General features: G+C 66.5%; 13 protein-coding genes and 1 pseudogene. 4 read left to right on the top strand and 10 right to left on the bottom strand.

Annotated elements, in window-relative coordinates:
* Positions 1 to 20 precede the first annotated feature (20 nt).
* The 10 genes and pseudogenes from NUV79_RS03500 to NUV79_RS03545 form a co-directional block, all read right to left on the bottom strand.
* Positions 21 to 1880 carry an ABC transporter ATP-binding protein gene (locus NUV79_RS03500; protein WP_257731696.1) on the bottom strand — a complete coding sequence of 620 codons (1860 nt, stop codon included), beginning with the start codon at positions 1878 to 1880 and terminating at the stop codon, positions 21 to 23.
* Between the two features lie 38 nt (positions 1881 to 1918).
* Entirely contained in the window at positions 1919 to 3652 is a 1734-nt protein-coding gene (locus tag NUV79_RS03505) for an ABC transporter ATP-binding protein/permease (protein WP_257731697.1), read from the bottom strand.
* 5 nt (positions 3653 to 3657) lie between these two features.
* Positions 3658 to 4551, bottom strand: a complete 894-nt coding sequence (locus tag NUV79_RS03510) for a ChaN family lipoprotein (RefSeq protein WP_257731698.1) — start codon at positions 4549 to 4551, stop codon at positions 3658 to 3660.
* Positions 4535 to 5287 (bottom strand): ChuX/HutX family heme-like substrate-binding protein, encoded by a 753-nt coding sequence (locus NUV79_RS03515; protein ID WP_257731699.1) that lies wholly within the window; start codon positions 5285 to 5287, stop codon positions 4535 to 4537. Before NUV79_RS03515 ends, NUV79_RS03510 begins: the two co-directional genes overlap by 17 nt.
* Positions 5288 to 5378: 91 nt before the next feature.
* On the bottom strand, positions 5379 to 7637 hold the full coding sequence (locus NUV79_RS03520) for a TonB-dependent hemoglobin/transferrin/lactoferrin family receptor (protein ID WP_257731700.1): 2259 nt from the start codon (positions 7635 to 7637) through the stop codon (positions 5379 to 5381).
* A 595-nt stretch (positions 7638 to 8232) separates the two neighbouring features.
* Positions 8233 to 9030: pseudogene (locus tag NUV79_RS03525) on the bottom strand (endonuclease/exonuclease/phosphatase family protein); the annotation flags it as partial.
* Between the two features lie 88 nt (positions 9031 to 9118).
* A complete protein-coding gene (locus NUV79_RS03530; RefSeq protein ID WP_257731701.1) occupies positions 9119 to 10564 on the bottom strand; it encodes a phospholipase D-like domain-containing protein in 1446 nt (481 codons plus the stop codon).
* Between the two features lie 39 nt (positions 10565 to 10603).
* Positions 10604 to 11875, bottom strand: a complete 1272-nt coding sequence (locus NUV79_RS03535) for an MFS transporter (RefSeq protein WP_257731702.1) — start codon at positions 11873 to 11875, stop codon at positions 10604 to 10606.
* Positions 11872 to 12249: a hypothetical protein gene (locus NUV79_RS03540; protein WP_257731703.1), complete on the bottom strand. Its 378-nt coding sequence runs from the start codon at positions 12247 to 12249 to the stop codon at positions 11872 to 11874. Before NUV79_RS03540 ends, NUV79_RS03535 begins: the two co-directional genes overlap by 4 nt.
* Before the next feature lie 15 nt (positions 12250 to 12264).
* Positions 12265 to 14532, bottom strand: a complete 2268-nt coding sequence (locus NUV79_RS03545; RefSeq protein WP_257731704.1) for a TonB-dependent receptor — start codon at positions 14530 to 14532, stop codon at positions 12265 to 12267.
* 247 nt (positions 14533 to 14779) lie between these two features.
* Here NUV79_RS03545 and NUV79_RS03550 point away from each other — a divergent pair, with 247 nt between their 5' ends.
* From NUV79_RS03550 to NUV79_RS03565, 4 genes are all read left to right on the top strand, one after another.
* Positions 14780 to 15805, top strand: a complete 1026-nt coding sequence (locus tag NUV79_RS03550) for a helix-turn-helix domain-containing protein (RefSeq protein WP_257731705.1) — start codon at positions 14780 to 14782, stop codon at positions 15803 to 15805.
* A gap of 108 nt (positions 15806 to 15913) precedes the next feature.
* A complete protein-coding gene (locus NUV79_RS03555) occupies positions 15914 to 16762 on the top strand; it encodes an ImuA family protein (protein ID WP_257731706.1) in 849 nt (282 codons plus the stop codon).
* Positions 16668 to 18212: a Y-family DNA polymerase gene (locus NUV79_RS03560; protein WP_257731707.1), complete on the top strand. Its 1545-nt coding sequence runs from the start codon at positions 16668 to 16670 to the stop codon at positions 18210 to 18212. The genes NUV79_RS03555 and NUV79_RS03560 overlap by 95 nt, the downstream gene beginning before the upstream one ends.
* A complete protein-coding gene (locus NUV79_RS03565; RefSeq protein ID WP_257731708.1) occupies positions 18209 to 21622 on the top strand; it encodes an error-prone DNA polymerase in 3414 nt (1137 codons plus the stop codon). The genes NUV79_RS03560 and NUV79_RS03565 overlap by 4 nt, the downstream gene beginning before the upstream one ends.
* The last annotated feature ends 102 nt before the right edge of the window (positions 21623 to 21724 follow it).

The raw sequence follows: 21724 nt of genomic DNA on the forward strand, positions 1-21724 counted from the left end.
CTCGAAAGCGGCTGCCGAGCCTACTGGAATCCGGCAGCCTGCAGCTTGAACAGCTCCGCATAGCGGCCGTCCTGCGCCATCAGCTCGGCATGGCTGCCTTGCTCGAGGATGGCGCCATTCTCCAGCACGAGGATGCGGTCGGCCATGCGCACGGTCGAGAAGCGGTGCGAGATCAGCAGCACGGTCTTGCCGGCGCTGAGATGGCGGAAGCGCTCGAAAATCTCGGCCTCGGCGCGGGCGTCGAGCGCGGCGGTCGGCTCGTCGAGGATCAGGATCGCCGCGTCGCGGAAATAGGCCCGCGCGATGGCAATCTTCTGCCATTGTCCTCCCGAGAGGTCGAGTCCGCTCTGGAATCCAAGTCCGAGCATCTGGTCGTAAGCCTCTGGCAGACCGGCGATAACGGGATCGGCAAGGCTCTTGCGCGCCGCCTCGACGATTGCCGGTCGCTCGCCGATGCACGACACCCGGCCGACGCCGATATTCTCCGAAGCCGTCAGATTGTAGCGCATGAAATCCTGGAAGATCGCGCCGACATGTTCTCGCAGGTCCGGCAGCGGGATGTCACGGATATCGACGCCGTCGATCAGGATGCGACCTTCGTCCGGCTCGTAGAGCCGGGTCAGCAGCTTGACGATGGTGGTCTTGCCGGCGCCGTTCTCGCCGACGAGCGCGAGCGTCTCGCCGGCCAGCAGGGTGAAGCTGAGATGGCGCAAGGCCCAGTCCGGCTTGCCAGGATAGCGGAAGCCGACATCCTCGAAGGTCACGCCCTGCCGGAGGGGGGCGGGAAAGGCGCGCGGATGCACCGGATGCACCACGGTCGAGCGCATGTCGAGGAAGGCGTAGAGATCGCCGAGATATTGGGCCTGCGAGGTGATCTGCGAGAGGCCGACGATCAGTCCTTCGAACAGCCCGTTGAGCCGCATCAGCGAGCCCGCCAGGAAGGTGAGGTCGCCGATGCTGAGTTCGCCCGTCAGCGCCCGCCACGCGACGACCGCATAGGCCGCGTAATAGGCGAGCGAGCCGATCGCGCCGGACAGGCTGCTCCAGGCGGCGCGCCGCACCGCCAGCCGGCGGTTGGTGGCGATGATGCGCTCCGCGACTTCCCGCAACAGGCCGGCGATATAGCTGCCGAGGCCGAACAGCTTCACCTCCTTCGCCGCATGCGTGGAGGAGCCGACATGCTGGAGGTAGTTGAGGCGCCGCCGTTCCGGGATCAGTGCCGTGGCCGCTTCGTATTGCCGGGCATTGAAATGCGCCTCGACCAGCAAGGTCGGCAGCAGGGCGGCGAGCAGCAGCACGATCAGCCAGGGCACGAAGAAGACGAGTCCCGCGACCAGCGCAAGCAGCGTCACCGCATTCTGGAGCTGTGTGAGGAGATTGGTCACGAGCTGGTAGCCGAGCATCGTCGCGGCATTGGCGCGTTGCAGCTTGTCCTGAGCGGCGTGGCCCTCGATATCTCGGAGATCGAGTTCGGCGGCGCGCTCGACGAGCAGGGCGCCCATCGCAAAGCCGTGGCGTTCGGACAAAAGCCCTTCGACCAGCGTTCCCAGTCGGTTGAGGGCGTTGCCGCCGGCGACCAGCAGGAATTCCAGCAGGATCCAGCCGGCGAGCGTCGAGGCCCGGCCGCTCTCCAGCCAGTCCGACAGGGCTGGGCCGGGAGCCGGCGTCCGCGTCTGGAGCACGATCTCGTCGATGATCAGCTTGCCGACGAAGAGCATGGCCGGCGGCTGGAGCGCGCGCAGCAGGCGCAAGGCGGCGATCGCCGCGAAGAGCCGTGGACTGGTCTGCCACAGCGAGCGCAACAGCCGCGGCACGTCCTGCCACAGCGACAACCGCCGCCGGAGCGCGGCGGCGGCCTCGGAGCGCGAGGGAATGGCCATCAGGGGGGCGGCGAAACGGGGAGTCGACTCATCTCCGCTCAGCTTACCGGCTCGGGCTGCGCGAGGGCAGTGGTCGGTGTTGGATCAGGCCGTGGCGGCTGCTGCCTCAACTCGATCATCTGGAGCGAACCGAGGCCTTGAGGGGCGCGATGCGCGATCAGGACCAGCGTGCTGTCAGGCAGGGAATGGCGCAATGCAGCGAGCAACTGCGCCTCCGACTCCACATCGAGCGCGCTCGTCGCTTCGTCGAGCACCAGCCAGTCGGGTGCCTGCAATAGAGCGCGCGCCAGCGCGAAGCGTTGCTGCTCGCCACCGGACAGCCCGCGCCGCTTGTCCGTCCAGCTGTCATCGTCGAGCGACCAGAGGTCCTCCAGCCCCACCATGGCAAGTGTCTGGCGCAAGGTCGCGTCGTCGAAGACCTCTGGTGATTGCGGATAGGTCAACGCGGAACGCAAGCTGCCAAGCGGCAGATAAGGCTGTTGCGGCAGGACAAGGATGCGCCCGTCCGGCTGCTCGATCCGGCCCTCGCCATGCGTCCAGAGCCCGGCGATCGCCTTCGCCAGCGTGCTCTTGCCATGGCCGGAGGGCGCGGCGAGCCAATAGCTGCCGCCGGCTTTCAGCTTCAGGTCCGGGACGTGTGGGAGGCGGCGTCCCGCAGGCGTTGCGAGGACGAGGTCGCGCAGCCGCAGCTCCGCATTGCCCGCCTTGTGCAGAACTGGGCCGCTTGACGGCATTGCCGCGCCCTCGGCGGCTCTCATGAAATGCGAGAGGCGGCTCGCGGCCGCGGCGAGATCGGTGAGGTCGCGATAGGAGAACACGAACCAAGACAGCGTCGTCACCACGTTCTGGAAGGCCGAACCGATCTGCATCAGCCCGCCGAAGGTGACGCGCCCGGCGAGAAAGGCCGGCAGTGCCAGGAAGAGCGGAATGCGCAGCACAGTCTGGAAATAGGGCCGCGTGAAGAAGCCGAGGATCAATTCGCGGTTGGCGAGCTTCTGCCAATTCCCGGCGATGGCGGCGAAGCGCTCGCGGAACAATCGACGCTCCGCCGGCTCGCCATCGGCCAGAGCCACGCCCTCGACATGCTCGCGCAGGCGCACCAGCGAAAACCGGAAATCGGCCTCACGCTTCTGCTGCTCGACCGTCAGCGCCTTCAGCGGGCGGCCGAGGCCGTGCGTGATGAAGGTGGCGATCGCCACGTAGAGCGGCGCGGCCCAGACCATGTAGCGCGGGATTTCGATCGCGTGGCCGAACAGGCTGAACGACAGCGCGAAGGTCGAGAGCGACCACAGGATCGAGACATAGGTCACGAGCGCGACGATGTTCGTGGCGAGTTCGAGCCCTTCGATCGTGAGCTTCTCGACGAAGATGCGGCAATCCTCGGCGATGCGCTGGTCGGGGTTGTCGAGCCCGTGATCGGTGCGTTCACGCAGGTGCCAATAGGCCTTGCCCGCCAGCCAGCGGTCGAGCGCAGCCTCGGTCAGGGCACGCCGCCAGCGGATCTGCAGCATCTTGCGCAGATAGGCACTGGCCAGATGGATGCAGACGCTGATCGCGATCAGGCCGAAGAAGATCGCGATCTGCCTGAGGGCGCCGTCGACATCGAGCTTCTGCAGCGCGTTGTAGAAATCGGCGGTCCAGGCGATCAGGCGCACGCCGACCTGCACCCCGGCGAGACCGAGCCCGAAGATCATCAGGAAATAGAGCGCGCCGACCTTGCCGCCCGGCCCGGCGATGCAGAGCCGGGTCAATCCGATGATCTGGGAGAGCACGGCTCTCATGACGTAGCCCGCGGCGTCCGTCGCGATTGCGGCGGCTCGGGCGTATCGAGCCGGAACAGCGCGTCGGCGATGCCGGCGAGCGGCTTCGCTTCGGGCGTGGCGTCGGTCGCCGGCAGCAGGACCGCGACATTCTCGACCCCGAGATCGCGAAGCTGGAACGGCGTGCCATGGCCGTATTCGAGATGGCCGCGCCCGATGATGCCCACGACCAGCGGATCGTCGGTCGCCTCAGCGAGATGATCCGCGATGCGGCAGGCGAACGAGCGGTCCCAGCATTGCTGCGCCCTCACGAAGCGGTCGAAGCGCTCCGGCGCCATCGCCTCCGGCTTGGCCGATCCGCTGAACCGGCCGGTGATCGCGGCCAGGTAGTCGCGATAGCCGTCGGTCGCGGGTGCAGACGGCGTGACCCTATCGCGCTCCTCGACCGGGGTCGCCTCCCAGCCGACCTGACCGACCCGCGTGACCAGCGGACGGTGGCAGTTCAGCGCCAGCATCTTCACCCACTGCTGGCGGCAGAAATGGAACAGGGGCAGGTAGAGCTCGGGATCGAAGCCCCAGACCTGTGCCCATTCGCTGCGCTCGATGAAGGTCGCGGTGTCCATCTCGCCAGCGACCCAGGCATCGAGCACCGGCTGGATGCGCAGTGGGAACATCTCGAAGCCCACCGCCATCTGCGGCCGCAGCAGGTGCAGACAGGCCGTGACCTGCAGTTGCCAGCGATGAATCTCGGCAACGTCATGCGTCTCGCCGAGTAGGACGACGCGCTTGCGCGCCATCGCCTGCATCAGCTCGCCCTGCGCCAGCAGCCGGCCCGTATCCGGGCAGAGCCATGTCGCGCGCGGATGGGCGAAGGTCGCCCCCGCCGGTGCCGGTTCAGCCGCTGATGACATCGACGTCCGGGACCTCTGCGAAGGCGGCAGCCGGGCCGCGCAGGACGAGGCCGAAACCCTTGCCGTCGCTGTCGCGGGCTTCGAGCGCCACGGTCCCCGCGCTTTCCGTCCGGGCCCAGCCGGAGACCGCGCCGGCCTTGAGATGCAGATGGAAATCGCCCTGCATGATGTTGACGAAGCCCATGGCCGGCTTCGGCTCGGGCAGGGCGCCCTGCCAGTGCTGGAACAGGCCGGCGCGCTCGACATCGATGGCGATCGGCTCGCCGCTGGCCAGGATCGCCGCGAAGCTGCGGGCGCCGAGATCGTCCTCCGGCACATCGGCCGAGCCGCCGCCACCCGGCGCCTCGCGCTGCACCGGCTCCAGCTTCTCGCCGGCACCGTACGGTTTCAGCGCCTTGTCGAACGGTTCCAGCCCATCGAGCCCGATCAGGCTGAACAGGGTCTCGCCGGACGCGTCCTGGCATTCGAGGCGCGGCAGCACGCGCTCGCGCATCTTGCTGGTCCGGTCGGCGACGATGCTGACGACCGTGGTCAGGTCGATGCGGCTGTCATGGAAGGCGCCGGACAAACGGGCCTCTTTGCCGGAGATGGTCACCATCTCGACAGCGCCCATCCTTTCATGGGTCGCGCCGCCGGAGCGGGTGCTCAGCATCACGCGGCCCATGCCGGGCAGGCTTTGCAGGATTTCGGCGGGCGCTTGCGCAAGCTTTTCGCGCGGATTGGTCTCGTTGCTCATGATGGTCTCCAAAAGGGTTGCGACGCCCCGGGGTCTCGACCGGGGCGCCGCTGATCCGCCGGGCTTTTGGCGTCCGGCGTCTCGAACAGGGTCAGAATTCGACGGAAGCGGCGAGCTTGAAGGTGCGCCCTGGGGCCGTCTGCAGCTCCAGCGGGTTCGTGGCGGCGACCGATGCCGATGAGGCAACCTTGTCGTAGTTCAGCACATCCGCGAAATAGCGCCGGTCGAAGATGTTCTGCACGCCGCCGCGCACCGTGATGTAGCTGGTCGGCTTCCAGTTCAGATAGGCATCGAACACCGAGTAGCCGCCGGGCTTGAACGTGGTTGGAGCGTCCGCGCGGGTCGCGCCGGCCGCGAAGGTGCCGATCACCTCTGCCTCGAGCCCGTATTCCGGCATCAGGTACTTAAGACCGGTGACGGCCTTGAGCGGGCTGACATTGTACGGGACGATGGGCGAGCCCTGCACCTTGCGCTGCTTGCCATATTGGTAGCTGACGGCGAGGTGACCGACCCAGCGCTCATGGAAGCGCCATTCGGCCGAGGCCTCGATACCGGAGATCTTCACGCGGGCGAGGTTGCGCGAGGTGATGTCGGTCGTGCCGGGCACCTCGTAGAGTTCCTGGATGAAGTCCTTGTAGTCGGCATGGAAGGCGCCGAGCGAGAACCAGCCATCGGCGAAGCGGCCGCGTACGCCGGCCTCGTAGGACTTCACCTTCTCCGGGCGCAGGTCCGGATTGGGGATCAGGTTCTGGGTGCCGAAGGGCAGAGAGGTGTACAGCTGCTGCGCCGTTGGCATCTTGAAGCCCTCGGCGTAGCGGGCATAGAGCGAATAGGTCTCGTCGAGCTTGAAGAGCGTGCCGACCTGCGGGATCACGCGGTGCGAATCCAGCTCGCGTGGCTCCTTGCCCGGCACGATGACGTAGTTCTGCCCAAGGCGCGGATCGATGTTGTAGTTCGCGTAGCGAAGGCCGGGCGTGATGGTCCAGCGCCCGTTCAGCAGCTCGATCTCGTCCTGCAGGTAGAAGTCGTAGCGCGTCGTCGTGGCATTGGCGAAATTGAAGCCACCCGCGATCGTCGTGGTGGTCACGCCCGTCGTCAGGTTCCGGACGTCGTCGCGGCGCTTGTAGTCGGTGCGCGTGACGTCGCCCTGGAAGCCATAGGTCAGGCGGTGGAAGGTCGGCCCCAGCGCGAAGCTCGACTTCGCCTGGATGTCGAGCTGCGAGAACCGCTCCTTGTAGTCGAGCAGGCCGCGCGTGAAGCGCTGCTGGCCGTTCGAGAGCGTCTGCAGGCGGTTGTTGATGATCTCGCGCTCCTGCGGCGAGAACGAGGCCTGCCAGCGGACGGAGTCGAGGAAGCTCAGTCCCGCCTGCCACTCATGCTCGATCGCGATGCGCTGGCGGCTCTTGGTCTGGTCGCGGATATAGGCGCCGTTGCGGGTGCCGAGGCTGACGACATTGTAGTCCCAGAGCTGGTTCACCCGCGTATCGTTGTCGAAATACTCGCCGGTCAGCTTGATCGTATGATCGACCGACGGCTTGAAGACGAGCTTGCCGAACGCGTTCCAGACCTCGGTGTCGAGCGGATTGAGCTGGTTGCAGCCGAGGAAGCGGAGCGTCGGCACCGGGCAGCCCCAGCGCCCGCCATCGGCGCGGGCCTTGCTGAGCTTGCCCTCCTGCGCCGAACGATGGCTCACGCCCACGATCGCCTCGAAGGCCGGCGAGAAGCTGTAGGCCGCGACGCCGGTCTTCACCAGCGAGCGGTCGAAGCTGTCATAGCTCGTGTCGAGCTTGACGGCCCAGGGCTTGTCCTTGCGGCCCTTCAGCAGGTCCTGCGGGTCCAGCGTGCGATAGGCGACGATGCCGCCGAGCGCATCCGCGCCCCAGAGCACCGAACCCGGCCCCCTCACGATCTCGACATTCTTGAGGAAGGGCAGGTCGACGAAGTCGCGGTTGCCGTCGGTAATGCGCTCGATCACGCGCGAGCCATCGACCTGCATCTGCACGCGGTTGCCGCCGACGCCACGGATGGTGAAGCCGCCATAATTGCCGAACGGGTCGGTGCCAGTCGTTTGACGGTTGACGATGACGCCGGGCTCGTAGCGCACGAGGTCCTGCGTGTCGCGAGTGATCCGCTGCTCCATGTCCTGTCGCGTGATTACGCTGACGGTGCCGGGAACATCGAGCACCTGCTTCTCGCCGCGCGTCGCAGTGACCGTGATCTGGTCGAGCGAGATCGTCTGTTCGCCGGTGTTTCGATTGGCTTGCGGTGTCTGCGTCTGCGCCTGAGCCACCGAGAAGGCGGTCGTCGACAGCAGCGCTGCCAGGAAAGCCAGCTTAGAATTATTATTCATCACGTAACCCCAGTCCCATATCTGGGGCGTCTAATAGTCTTGAGAAAAGATTCGCAAGTTGATTCTTTATGAATCGATAATATAATAATTGATATAATTCAAAACTAGGCGCTGATCAGAATATAATTATTATATTATTTCGTTTTGTAAAGGGCATTATGGACAATGTTGAGACGGTGTTGTTCGATATATTGCGACGCGCGCGGCGTTGTCATTATCGCGGTCCCGGAAAGCCGGCCAGGCAAAGACAGCCTGACGCAACAGCCGGCATGCCTGCGATCAGCTTCAGAGGATTGACCGCAGTCGGAATGCGCCGGGCGCGTGATGCCGCGCACCGGTAGGTCTCGCGCAGGGAATATATTCAGCGCGTCGGAGCGTCCGGCCGCCGCAAAGTGCGCCTGACGGCGCGTTTCAGCTGGTCGCCGGCCTTGCGCACGAGCTCGCGATTGCTGCCGCGGCACCCTTTGCCGGATGCCAGGGCGGCGAGCGGTAAAGCGGCTTCCTTGTCTCGCGGCTCCGCCGCCCCGGAAGGTGTCGCTTCCGTCGGCACGAGCATGAGATCGGGCGCGCGCACCGGCAGCGCCGCCATCGCCGGATCGACGAAGGCCTTGATCGGCAGATGGTCTGAAGCGACGCGCGCCAGCGGTGTGTCGTGGACCGCGACGTCCGACAGGATTTCCGGCCGGTTGGCGATGATCCGGTCGAGTGCCAGCAAGGGCAGTCCTGCCGGGAAGCTCGGCACCGGCACCGGCATCGTCCCGAACGCGGCATCGAGCGCGTTCAGCGCTGAGCGACCACCGAGGCGCCATTCGTTGAGGTCCCCGAGCAGGAGGGTGGGGCGCTCGTCCCGGCTGCGCATCAGGTCGATGATCATGCGGGCCTGCTGCGAGCGCGAGCGCCTGAGCAGGCCGAGATGCGCCGCGACGATCCTGAGTGCCGCGCCGCTTTCCAGGTCGATATCGACGACGAGCGCGCCGCGCGGTTCCAGTCCCGGCAGCGAGACCTGATGGACGTCGCGCACCAGGCCCTGCCGGAACAGCACCACATTGCCGTGCCAGCCATGGGCCGCGGCATTGGCGCTCTCTACGGGTACCGGCACGAGGCCGGTCTCGTCCTTCAGCCGCACGAGATCGAGCAGGCCATGGCGGGCGCCGAAGCGCTTGTCGGCCTCCTGCAGGGCGATGACGTCGGGCGCGATCTCGCGGATCACTTGCGTGATCCGGCCGGGATCGAAGCGGCCATCGATGCCGACGCATTTATGGACGTTGTAAGATGCGACCAACGTGCCATTGGGACGCTCGCTTTCGCCAGCGGCCCCGTTGCCGGGGCGGTTCTTGCGCTGGCGCAGCGAGGCGATGATGCTGGCGGGCAGGCTCTGGTTCTTCTTCTGCATCGCTCCGCCGGCTCGTGCTCCGGACCCGCCGTGCTGGGGCGGATGACGGCTTAGGCATCCATGGCGTCAGGGATATGACCGCATCGGTTCACAGATAGGGCGAGCCGAGCCAGATCAGCCTGTCGATCAGACGCATGACATAGGGCCGGGCGCGCAGGCCGGCAAGCGTGACCGGGGTAGCGCTCACCATCACTCTCTCGATCCGGCGCTCGATCGCGCGGGCGAAACCATGGTCGAGGACTTCGAGGTCGATCTCGAAATTCAGGCGCAGCGAGCGCGGGTCGAGATTGGACGAGCCGACATAAGCCCAGCTGCCGTCGATGGCGAGGAGCTTGGAATGATCGAAGGCGCCGGTGGAGCGCCAGATCCGGCAATAATCCTTCAGCATCTGGTCGAATTGCGCGGTCATGGCGCGGTCGACCAGCACGAGATTGTTGACCGAGGGCACGACGATGTCGATGGTAACGCCGCGCCGTGCCGCGGTGACGATGGCGCTGATCAGTTCCTGGTCCGGCAGGAAATAGGGCGACATGATCCGCACGGAATCGCGTGCCACCGACAGTGCTCCGATCAAGAGCTTGTGATTGGTTTCCAGGTAGGAATCCGGCCCCGTGGGCACCGCGCGCGCCAGCACCGGCATGTTGCCGCGTGCCATGACCGGAATTTCCCAGGCAGGACCTGAGAGCGATTCGCCGGTCGCGAAGCACCAGTCCTCGGCTGCGACCGCGAAGAGATCCGCCACCACCGGTCCTTCGACGCGGAAATGTGTATCATGAGCGAAAGCCTCGCCTGCGAACTCACGCGTGAAGCCCTCGCGGATATTCATGCCACCCATGAAGCCGACCGTGCCGTCGACGACGATGATCTTCCGGTGCGTCCTGAGATTGGCATAAGGCAGCCGCAGGCCCACGATGATGTTGCCGTTGAAGACGTCGACCGCGACCCCGCCCTCGCGCAAATGCCCGGCGATGCTCGGCACGGAATAGCGCGCCCCGACCGCGTCGATCAGCACCCGGACCGCGATGCCGCGCTTGTGCGCGTCGATCAGTGCGTCGGCGATACGCAGGCCGAGCGGATCGCGGTCGAAGATATAGCTTTCCAGGATGATGCTGTGCTCGGCCGCAGCGATCGCGGCAAGCATCGCGGCATAGGCCTTGTCGCCGGTCTCCAGCGTCTCGATACGGTTGCCGGTGGTCAGCGGATGGCGGGCGACGCGGTCGCCGAGCGTCTTGAGGGCGAGGAAGCGCCGGCCGAAATGCGTTTCGACGACTTCGTCCTCAACATGGAAATCGGCCGCCGCCATGCCGTGGCCTTGCCGCTGGGCCAGGATCGAGGCACGCCGGATGCGGTTGACCCCGGCGATGGCGTAGAGCAGCGGCCCGACGATCGGCGAGAGGATGATGACGCCGACCCAGCCGATGGCGGCGCGGACCTCGTCCTTTGTCATCACCGCATGCGCGCCGGCGACGGTCGACGTCACGACGGTGATGACCGCAAGGATATGCGGCCAATAGGCTGAGAGAATCTCCCACATGCGGCCAAGGCTAGCGTGGAGACGGGCGCTCCGCCATGTTCAGCCGATTTTGATCGCCCCGGCGCCCGGCGGCTGCATGATCTTCGCCTGTGCGAGCATCCGGACCGTCGCGATCACGGCGATGGCGGAGATCGCGGTCGCCAGCGAGAACAGGAAGCCGTAGCCCATGGCGTCCGCGAGCTTGCCGGCCAGCATCGAGCCTGCGAGATAGACCAGCAATTGCGCGCAGGCGAGGATGGTGAAGTCGGTGCCTGGCTGGTCCGAGGTCGTCACCGCCATGAACAGCGAATAGAGCGCGACGATCTCCATGTAGCGGATCAGGGTCTGGAAGCCGGCGGCGCCGAACAGAGGCCAGACGCCGACCACGGCGCCGAGCGCATGCGCCGCGAAGAGCGCGAAGCAGATCGTCCGCATCCCGCCGAGCAGGGCGAGCACGAAGGGCAATCCCTGCCGCTTCACCATCCAGGCGGCGATGGCGGAGCCCGCAAGCCCGGCGGTCGTTGCCGACAGGCCTGAGAGATAGCCGATCTGGTCGAGCGGGATGCCGGCATCGACCAGGTAGGAGCCCTCCATCGCCTTCACGAGGCCCTCGCTCGCCCGGTAGGTCAGGGCGATCCAGAGGATCTGGCGGGCCTCGGGGCGCTTCAGGAAGGCGCGGATCGACGGGCGCGGCGCGGGAGCGATGCCCAGCACGGGATCGTCCTCGCGCATCATCGCGGCCGCGATCAGGGGCAGAAGCGAGATCGCGGCGATGGTCACCAGCATCCCGGTCCAGCCGATATGGTGGTAGAGCACGAGCCCGAGCGTGCCGCCGATGACGACGCCGAAGGCGACCGAGCCGCCCTGGATGGCGTTGCCGATGGCGCGGTCTTCTTCCGGCAGATATTTCGCGGCATAGCCGTCGGTGGCGATGTCCTGCGTCGAGATCAGCAGCGAGGCGACGAAGCCGATCGCGATGATCGCGTTGACCTCGGTCGGCCCGACCATGATCAGGGCGAGGATCGCGAGGATCGTCAGGCTCTGGGTGATGAAGACCCAGCCGGCGCGATGCGCCCGCGCGAAGGGGCGGATTCGGTCGACCCAGGGCGCCCAGATGAATTTCAGGACGAGCGGCAGCAACAGGATGCTCATCGCGCCGATCGCGGTGCGGGAGACGCCGAGCTCGCGCATGATTGGCGGCAGCGCCGCGACGAAGAGATAGGATGGGATCGCCTGCGCCAGGTATAGCCCGCCCAACACAGCGAAGAGTCGGTAGCGCTGGCTTGGCGCGAGCGTGGCGGGCATGCGGGCGGGTTCCGTCGCGCTGCTCATCGGTTCGCTCCGCTGTATTGGCTCAGCAGGAAGGCGCGTCCAACCGTTTCCTCCCGTTCGGCGACGATCGGGAAGGGCCAGAGCCGGCGGAAGATTTCGGCGGTCTTCTCGCTGGCATCGGGCCGCACGATCGCGCAGGCGCGGCAGGCCCGCGAGACACGGGTACGCGTCGCCTTGAACCAGAGTGCCTGCTCGCGCTCGCCCGCCTGCGACAGAGCTCGGCCGCCGCCGAAGATCGTCAGCAGCGTATAGGGCTCCTCGCGCCGGCCGATCTCATGGAGCGCGTCGAGATAGGCGCGCTCGTCCTCAGGTTCATAGGGCGGCATGAAGCGCAGCGTCACGACCGCGTCCGCGTCGATCTCGAGGTTGACCATGACCGGAAATGCGCCTCAGAAGGTCTTGCGGAAGCCGACGGTAACAGTGCGGCCCCAGCCATAGTTCGGCAGGTTGCGCACCGAGGTCGCGGTCGGGTTCTGGTAGGCCCGGTCGAACAGGTTGTTGACCGCGACATAGGCCTCGCCCTCCCAGACAGGAGCGGTGAGCGCGACGTTCATCGTGGCGGCGCCCTTCAGCTTGTAGCGCGTGCCGCGCAGGTCGATCGCGACGTCGCGGTCCGAGAAGGCCTCGCCTTCGACGCGCAGCTGCATGCTGTTCACGAAACGGTAGCTGCCGTAGAGCATGCCGCGCCAGGGCGAGCCGATGCGGTTGTTCGGCAGGTTGCTGTCGAGCCGGCCGTCGCCATTGGTGTCGTAGCGGCCCTCGCGCCAGGACAGCACCGTGCCCATGGTGAAGGCGTCGGTGATGGTGACGTCGCCGGTCGCCTCGACGCCCCAGATCCGCTCCTTCTGCTGCGACATGGTGTTGGTCACGGAATCGAAGGTGACGCCGTCGTCGGAGGTGCTGACAAAGCCGGTCAGCGAGCCCTTGAAGCGGTCATAGCTGCCGCGGATGCCGAGCTCGTAATTGTTCACGATCTGCGCCTTCGGGGCGATCGCCGAATAGCTGATGGTCTGGCGGTTGGCCGGCAGGCAGTTCGGGAGCTGGACCGGGCAGGCATATTGCGTCGAGATGCCGGCACGGCGGGTGAAGGCGCCGACATCCGGCAGGGCGAAGCCCTGCGAGAAGCCGCCGAAGATCTCGCTGATCTCGGAGAGCTTGATCGTCGCGCCGAGATTGGCGGTCAGCGCCGAATAGTCGAAATCGCCGCCGAGCACCCGCAGCGCCGGCAGCACGAAGGCCTGGTAGCCCTGCGCGTTGTTGGCGGCCACCGCCGCATAGGCGGCCGGGCGGGTATAATCGTTCACCGAGAGCGAGAAATGCTCGTAGCGAAGGCCACCGCGCAGCACGACGCGCTCGCCGATCGGAATCTGGAGCTGACCGAAGCCGGCGGCCGTCGTCTGCTTGAGCGGCGTGAAGACGTCCTGTCCGCTGGTCAGAGTCTGCCAGGTCTTCTCCTGGATCAGGTCGCCGCCCCAGGTCAGCTTCGCGCCGGGCAGGATCACGTCGAGCGGGGTGTCGATCGTGACGTTGACGCCGCCGCGCTGCGAATAGAGCGTCGTCTGGTTGTCCCGGCTCGTCGGCGAGAGCGGGTTGAAGGAATAGTAGACCTGCGAATTGTAGGGATACGAGAAGGTCGAGTAATTGAAGCGCTTCTTGATGTCGTTGTAGTAGCCGAGCAGGCTGAGCTTGCCGAGCGCGAAATCGGCGTCGCTATAGCGCAGCGACACGGACTTGGTGTCTTCCAGTACGCTCTGGCCGTTATAGAGCTGCGTCCGGTCCGGCCGCGCGAAGGGCGCTGCGTAGTTGGTCAGGTATTTCGGGTCCTGGTCGAAGCCGATCCAGGAGGCGTTGAACTCGATGCGCTTGCCGCCGGCAAAGTCGTAGCCGAGCTTGGCGAGCAGATTGCCGGCCTTGTAGCGGTCGCCGCCGCCCTGGCCGAGCAGGCCGTCCGAGGGCAGTTCGCGCCCGGCGCCATCATAGGTGCGGCCCGCGCCGCGGATCTGGCCCGAGAACAGGTAGTCGATACCATCCGGCACCTTGCCGGAGACGGTGACCGAGGCTTCCGGCGCCAGCGAGCGGCCGATATTCTGGGTGAAGCCGCGGATCGCCGTGTTGACCGTGACGCGCGGCTTGCCCTCGGCCGCCTTTTTCGTGATGAAATTGACCGTGCCGCCGGTGGCGCCCGCGCCATAGAGGCTGGACGCGCCGGCGACGAGCTCGATCCGCTCCACCGTGTTGAGATCGATCAGCGAGAGGATGCGCGAGACATCGCGCAGCGGCGTGTTCATCGGCACGCCGTCGATCATCACCAGCAGGTCGCGACCGCGATAGTTCTCGGAGGCGCTGGAGACCGTCTGCGTCGACATCGAATAGCCCGGCACCAGCTTGCCGAGCGCGGCAGCAGCGTTGGGGCTGAACTTCATCTGCTGCTCGATCTCCGTCCGGTCGATGACCTGGACCGATTGCGGCGTCTCGGCAGTGTTGCGCTCGGCGCGGGCGGCGGTCACCGTGATCGTGTCGAGATCGATCGTGGTCGGCGCGGTTGCGGCACGGCCGGCCGCCGCTCTCGTTGCGGACTCCGGCGAAACCTGCGCGACCGCCATCGAGGAGGCGAGGAGGGCCACGAGGCTGGTGGCGAGGCTGATCGGTCTGGTCATGGTTCTACCTGGCGGCGCCGGCTGCGGTTCTGTCCATGTCTTGGGCAGGGAGCCGATGCCGTTCTGATGGCGGATTACTTGGGTTGTTCTAGAATTCGCTCTTTAAAATTATAGTAAAGTAGCTTGATTTCATCGCGGATTCGATGTTTCGTAGGTGCTGCGATCGATCTCAGTTGTTGCTGTAATGATGTTTCTCGGGTCTAAGCTTGGACTTCCGCGAACGCGCTATAGGACTGAGGCGAATCCGGTGTCGAAAACGGGAGATGTGGCTGTCGCGACACGCCTTGGCCGGGAGGCGGCACCGGAAGCGCGGAATTTCGTCCCGTTCTGGCTGGTCTCGGCTGGTGTCGGCCGCGACGAGGCGAGCACGCTGTCGCGGCGCATCCTCGGCCGCACCGTCGCCCGCGAAGCGGCGGCGCCAGACCTGCCTCTGCCTTTCGATGCCCGCTGCATCCTGACCACGCGTCCCGATATCGGCCTGCGCTCCTGCTTTGCCCCGGCGTCGCACTGGATCTGGCAGCCGGAGCGGAACGGGGAGGGCGTACGCTACATTCTCGTCCGCCCGGCCGAGGCGCGGGTCGTGATCAGACAAGGCGACAAGCGCATCGCGCTGCGGGCCCGCGAAGCTGCGGCGCTCGCCCTCGACCAGCCGACGGAGTTTGTCCTGGCTCAGCCCGGCCGCATCGACGTGATCGAGCTGGATTCAGCCCTGCTACCTTCGCTCGCAGACGATGTCGGGCTGATGCAGGTCATCCCGCGCTCGAATCCGGGCTTGCAGGCGCTGGCGCATTACGGCGCGCTCCTGCTGCGCGGCCTGCTGCCCTTGAACTCGCCCGAGCTTCAGGCTCTCGCCAAGGGTCATGTCCATGATCTCATCGGCGCTGCCCTCGCGGATCGCGAGCCCGCGGCACCGGCCGCGATGGCGGATCGGCGGGCCGGACGCCTCGCCGCGATCAAGGCCGATATCGAGGCGCGGCTGGAACGGCGGGAGCTCGGCGTCGAGATGATCGCGACCCTGCATGGCATCAGCGCCCGCGTCGTGCAGAAGCTCTTCGAGGCCGAGGGGCGGACCTTTTCCGACTATGTGCTGGAGCGCCGGCTCGACCGTGCCTGGCATCGGCTGGTCACGGCCGAAGGCGCGGCGCTCACCATCAGCGCTGTGGCCTATGAGGTCGGCTTCGGCGATCTCTCCTATTTCAACCGCTGTTTCCGCAAGCGTTTCGGCCGCCCGCCTTCGCAGATCAAGGCACAGGCGGTCAGCGGCGAGACCTGATCCGCGTCACCCTCTGGCAGGGGCATGGGGATGGCCGGAAGACTCGACTCGCCTTCCGGCGGGGAGCACTCTATAAAAGAACAAAGAGAGAACAATTATCGTACCCCCATGCCGGAAACCGCACCGACCCTGTCCGACCTGCGCCGCAGCCTTACTGAGGCCGCCCTACGGAGCGGCCCGGCTGCGGCCGGACGGATCGGCCTGGGCGTGCCCGGTCTGGACGAGGTCCTGAATGGCGGGCTAGCGCGGGCGGCGCTGCATGAGGTCTACGCCGCCGAGGTCGCCGATCTCGCCGCCGCGACCGGTTTCGCGCTCGGCCTCGCCTTGCGGGCGGGGGAAACGGAGGGAGAGGCAGGTCGTACCATTTTCTGGGCGCGGCAGGATTTCGTCGATGCGGAGTCCGGGCGGCTCCATGCGCCGGGGCTGAACGAGCTCGGGCTCGATCCGGCGCGCCTGCTGCTGGTGCGGGCGCGCGACGGCGAGGGCGTGCTGCGGGCCGGCGCCGAGGCGGCGCGCTGCCCGGCATTGGGCGCCGTGCTGATCGAGCCCTGGGGCGAGCCGCGCCCTTTCGACCTGACGGCGAGCCGGCGTCTCGCTCTCGCGGCGGAAGCCTCGGGCGTGCCGGTGCTGCTGCTGCGTGTCGCGGCGGCCGAGGCGCCGAGCGCGGCGCGCACGCGCTGGCAGGTGAGGGCGCTTGCCTCGCGGGCGCTGGAGGCGAATGCGCCGGGCGCCCCGGCCTTTGCCTTGAGATTGCTGCGCCAGCGCGGCGGCGCGGCCGAGCGTGAGTGGCGTGTGGAGTGGGACCGTGACCGACATTGCTTTGCGGAACGCAGCCTTTTCGATCGAGCCTCCCGGACAGACCATGCCGCGCCGCTATTTCGCCCTCTGGTTCCCCTATCTGGCGACGGACAGGTTGCGGCGGACGGGTGTGATTCCGGCCTCCGGCGCGTCGGCTGAGAAGCCGCATGTCCTGACCGAGGTGCTGGGCAATGCCTTGCGCCTCGTCGATTGCGACAGCCGCGCCGTCGAACTCGGCCTGACGCGGGATATGACGCTGGCCGATGCCCGCGCCCGCATCCCCGATCTCGTCGCGCTGGAGACGCAAGCCCAAGCCGACCACGAATTCCTCGAAGCACTCGCCGGTTTCTGTGACCGATTCACCCCGCTGGTCGCGCTCGACGAGCGCCATGGCCTGATGCTCGATATCACCGGCTGCGCCCATCTCTTCGGCGGCGAGGCCGGGCTCGGCAATCTTGCCGCGCGCGCCATGCAGCGCGGCGGCCTCCAGTTGAAGGCCGCCATCGCCGGAACGCCCGACGCCGCTCGCGCCTGTGCCCGTCATGGCCGTGGCGGCATCGTCCCAGTGGGGCAGGAGGAGGCGTGGCTCCGCCCGCTGCCGACAGCTGCGCTCGACACCGACGCCGAGACCGTGATCGCGCTCTCCCGTGCGGGCCTCAAGACGCTCGACCATCTCGCGGAACGCCCCTCCGAAACGCTCTCAGCCCGCTTTGGCGAGGCGCTGGCAGTCAAGCTTCGGCGCATCCTCGGCCATGAGGACCGCCGCATCACACCCCTGCGCCCGCCGCCGGATTGCGTGGTCGAGCGCCACTTCGCCGAGCCCTTCACCGATACCGCGAGCCTCGAGGCCGTGGTCGTCCGGCTGATCGGGGAGGCGGCGCGGGTGCTGGAAGCGCGGGGCGAGGGCGGGCGCGCCTTCGAACTCGGCTTCTTCCGTAGCGACGGCACTGTGCGTCGCCTCGCCATCGAGACCGGCCGCCCGTCACGCGATGCCAAGGCGCTGCTCCGGCTCTATCGCGAGCGCGTCGAGACGTTGTCCGATCCGCTCGATCCCGGCTTCGGCTTCGATGCGATCAAGCTCGCCGTGCCGCTCTGCGAACCGCTCGACACGCCCCAGCACAGCCTCGACGGCCGCGCGGTCGAGGAGGAGGCCGTGGCCGATCTGGTCGACCGGCTCGTCACCCGCTTCGGCCGCGACCGGGTGCTGCGCTTCGGGGCACAGGACACGCATCATCCCGTCCGCGCCGCCAAGGCGCTTTCGGCCGCCGCGCCCTTGCCGGAAACGCCCTGGTCGACGCCCGAGCCGCAGGAGCCGCCAGCCCGCCCGCTCCAGCTCTTCGAGCCGCCCCAGCCGGTCGATGCGATCGCCGAGGTGCCGGACGGTCCGCCGATCCGCTTTCGCTGGCGCCGCCTCATCCATGACGTCGCCCGCGCCGAAGGCCCCGAGCGCATCGCCCCCGAATGGTGGCGCGACGGTTCGGACGAGCCGATGCGCGACTATTATCGTGTCGAGGATGCTGAAGGCCGCCGCTTCTGGCTCTACCGCATCGGCTTTTACGAGGCCGGAAACGAACCGCCGCGCTGGTTCCTCCATGGGCTCTTCGCATGAATCAGATTGCGAATGCCTTTGCCGAACCCGTTGCCGCCTCGCATTTTTCTTTCCTGCGTGGCGCTTCGCCGGGGCCACATATGGTGCTGACGGCGCTGCTGCTCGGCTATTCCGGCATCGGCATCGCCGATCGCAATACGGTGGCGGGTGTCGTCCGAGCCTGGGCAGCGCTGAAGCCATTGCGCGAGGACGGCCTGCCGGCGCCCGACAAGATCCGGGAGGGCGGTAGCCCCGGCGAATATTATTGGGCCGAGAACCCTGAATTCGCTGCCCTGCCTTTCACGCCGGCTGAGATGAAGGCGAAGGCGGAGCACTTCAAGCTCGCGACCGGCACCCGCCTCGTCTTCGCCGATGGCACGCCCGACATCGTCGTCTACCCGGCCAATCGCGCCGGCTGGGGCCGCCTTTGCCGCCTGCTCAGCCATGGCAACCTGAAGGACGGCGTGAAGAAGGGCGAATGCCATCTCGTCCTCGATGATCTCCTGAACGATGCCCGCGACCTGCTGCTGATCCTGATGCCCGAGCGCAGCCTCGATGGCCTGCCTGCTCTGCTCGCCAAGCTGGACGATGCTGCGCCCGGCGCTGTCTGGCTCGCCGCCAGCATGCACCGGCGCGGCGACGACCGCCGCCGCCTCGCGCGCCTGAAGGCGATCGCGGCCGCGACCCGCACGCCGCTGATTGCGACCAATGACGCGCTCTACGATTCCATCGGGCAGCGCGACCTGCAGGACGTGCTCACCTGCATCCGCGAGGGCACCACCATCGAGCGGGCCGGGCGCCTGCTGGAGTCCAATGCCGAGCGTCATCTCAAGCTGCCGCAGGAGATGGCCCGTCTCTTCAGGGATGCGCCCGAGGCCATCGCCGAGACGCAAGCCCTGTTTTCCCGCATCGAGTTCGATCTCGGCCAACTCAAATACGAATACCCCGATGAGCCGATTCCGCCCGGTTGGAAGGACCAGGACTGGCTGGTGGAACTGGTCCGCCGCTGCTGCCTGATCCGCTATCCCGGCGGCATTTCGGACAAGGTTCAGGGCTTGCTGGCGAAGGAACTCGCCCTCATCGAGAAGCTCGAATACGCCCGCTACTTCCTGACCATCCGCCAGATCGTCGAGTTTGCCGACAGCAAGGGAATTCTCTGCCAGGGCCGCGGCTCGGCCGCCAATTCCGCCGTTTGCTACGTGCTCGGCATCACCGCCGTCGATCCGGACGAGAACGACGTGTTGTTCGAGCGCTTCATCTCGACCGAACGCAAGGAGCCGCCCGATATCGATGTCGATTTCGAGCATGAGCGGCGCGAGGAAGTGATCCAGTGGATTTATGAGAAATACGGTCGTCATCGCGCCGGCATCGCCGCGACGGTGATCCACTACCGGCCGCGCAGCGCCATCCGCGAGGCCGGCAAGGTGCTGGGGCTGACCGAGGATGTCACCGCCCGCATCGCCGATACGAATTGGGGAAGCTGGGGCAGCGAGATCGGCGACGCCCGCGTCCGTCAGGCCGGGCTCGATCCCACGAATCCGACCATCCGCCGCGCCGTCGACTTCGCCACCCGGCTCTTGGGCTATCCCCGCCATCTCTCGCAGCATGTCGGCGGTTTCGTCCTGTCGCGCGGGCGCCTCGACGAGACCGTGCCGATCGGCAACGCTGCGATGGACGACCGCACCTTCATCGAATGGGACCGCGACGACATCGATGAACTCGGACTGATGAAGGTCGATGTGCTCGCGCTGGGCATGCTGACCTGCATCCGAAAGGCGTTCGACCTCATCAAGGAGAACGGGGGAAGGGACTACGCGCTCGCCGACCTCAAGGATGGCGACGAGGCGACCTACGACATGCTCTGCGAGGGCAAGTCGCTGGGTGTCTTCCAGGTCGAGAGCCGCGCCCAGATGAACATGCTGCCGCGGCTCAAGCCGCGGAAATTCTACGACCTCGTCATCCAGGTCGCGATCGTCCGGCCCGGCCCGATCCAGGGCAACATGGTCCACCCCTATCTGAAGCGGCGGGCGGGGATCGAAGACGTGACCTATCCGGCTCCTGCGCCGGGGCATGGTAAAAAGGACGAGCTGTTCGAAGTCCTGAACAAAACCGAAGGCGTTCCGCTCTTTCAGGAGCAGGCGATGCGGCTCGCCATGGTCGCCGCCAAGTTCTCCGACATCGAAGCCAACGGTCTGCGCAAGGCGATGGCGACCTTCCGTAATGCCGGAACGATCGGCAATTACGAGACGATGATGGTCGAGCGCATGGTGGAGCGCGGCTATGGGCGCGATTTCGCCCAGCGCTGTTTCGAACAGATCAAGGGCTTCGGCAGCTATGGCTTCCCGGAAAGCCACGCAGCTTCCTTCGCCAAGCTGGTCTACATCTCCTCTTTCCTGAAAAAGCACTATCCGGCCGCTTTCGCCGCCGCACTGCTGAATTCCCAGCCGATGGGCTTCTATGCCCCGGCCCAGATCGTGCGGGAGGCGGAGGAGAACGGCGGCGTCGAGGCGAGGCCGGTCGATGTCAATTCAAGCTTTCTGGACAACAGCTTGGAGGCTGTTTCGGAATCAAGTTCTTACCGCGATCGGCCGAGCCGGAAAGGCGGAAGAGATCCCTTCGCCCTGCGCCTGGGCTTCCGCCAGATCGACGGCTTCAAGGATGAGTGGGGCAAGGCCATTACGGAGGAACGAGAACTCGGCCTCTATCGCGACGTCGAGGAGCTGATGCGTCGGGCCAGCCTCCCGGCCCGTGCCATGCGTCTGCTGGCCGATGCCGATGCTTTCCGCTCGCTCGGGCTGGATCGGCGCGAGGCGCTCTGGGCCGTGCGCCGCCTGCCGGACGATTCTGCTCTGCCACTCTTCCAGGCCGCGCAAGCACGTGAATTGGGCTCGGAACGCAGCATGGCGCTGCCGCTCATGCCGCTGGCCGAGCATATCGTCGCCGATTACCAGACTGTCCGGCTCTCGCTGAAGGGGCACCCGATGCAGCTCCTGCGGCCGCGCTTCCACCGCGAGGGGGTGCTGAGCTGCGCGGAAACCGAGGCGAAGCCCGATGCCGCCTTCGTCCGCACGGCGGGCATCGTGTTGGTGCGCCAGCGGCCCGGCAAGGGCAACGCGATCTTCGTCACGCTGGAGGACGAGACCGGCATCACCAATGTCGTGATCTGGGCGCGCCTGTTCGAACGTTTCCGCCGCGAGGTCATGGGCGCGCGTTTGATGCTGGTCGAGGGCCGGGTGCAGAAGAGCGTCGAGGGCGTCACCCATCTCATGGCCCAGCGCATCGCCGACCGCTCGATTGACCTGCTCTCGCTCTCGGATACGCATCGCGCCGAGGTGCCGATGCCCATCGACGAGCTGAAGAACCCGCCGCTGCCGCGCCATCGCCACCCGCGCAATGTCCGCATTCTCCCGAAATCGCGGGATTTCCATTGAGTTTGTGCCGCTGAGGGGCGTCCCGGAGCACCCGCCAAAACAAACTTCTCCAATGGAAGTAAAATAAGAAAAAACACGCTATCTGTTGTAAATTGAACCTTT

The sequence above is a fragment of the Allobosea sp. 47.2.35 genome, assembly GCF_024655635.1.
Classification (GTDB): Bacteria; Pseudomonadota; Alphaproteobacteria; order Rhizobiales; family Beijerinckiaceae; genus Allobosea.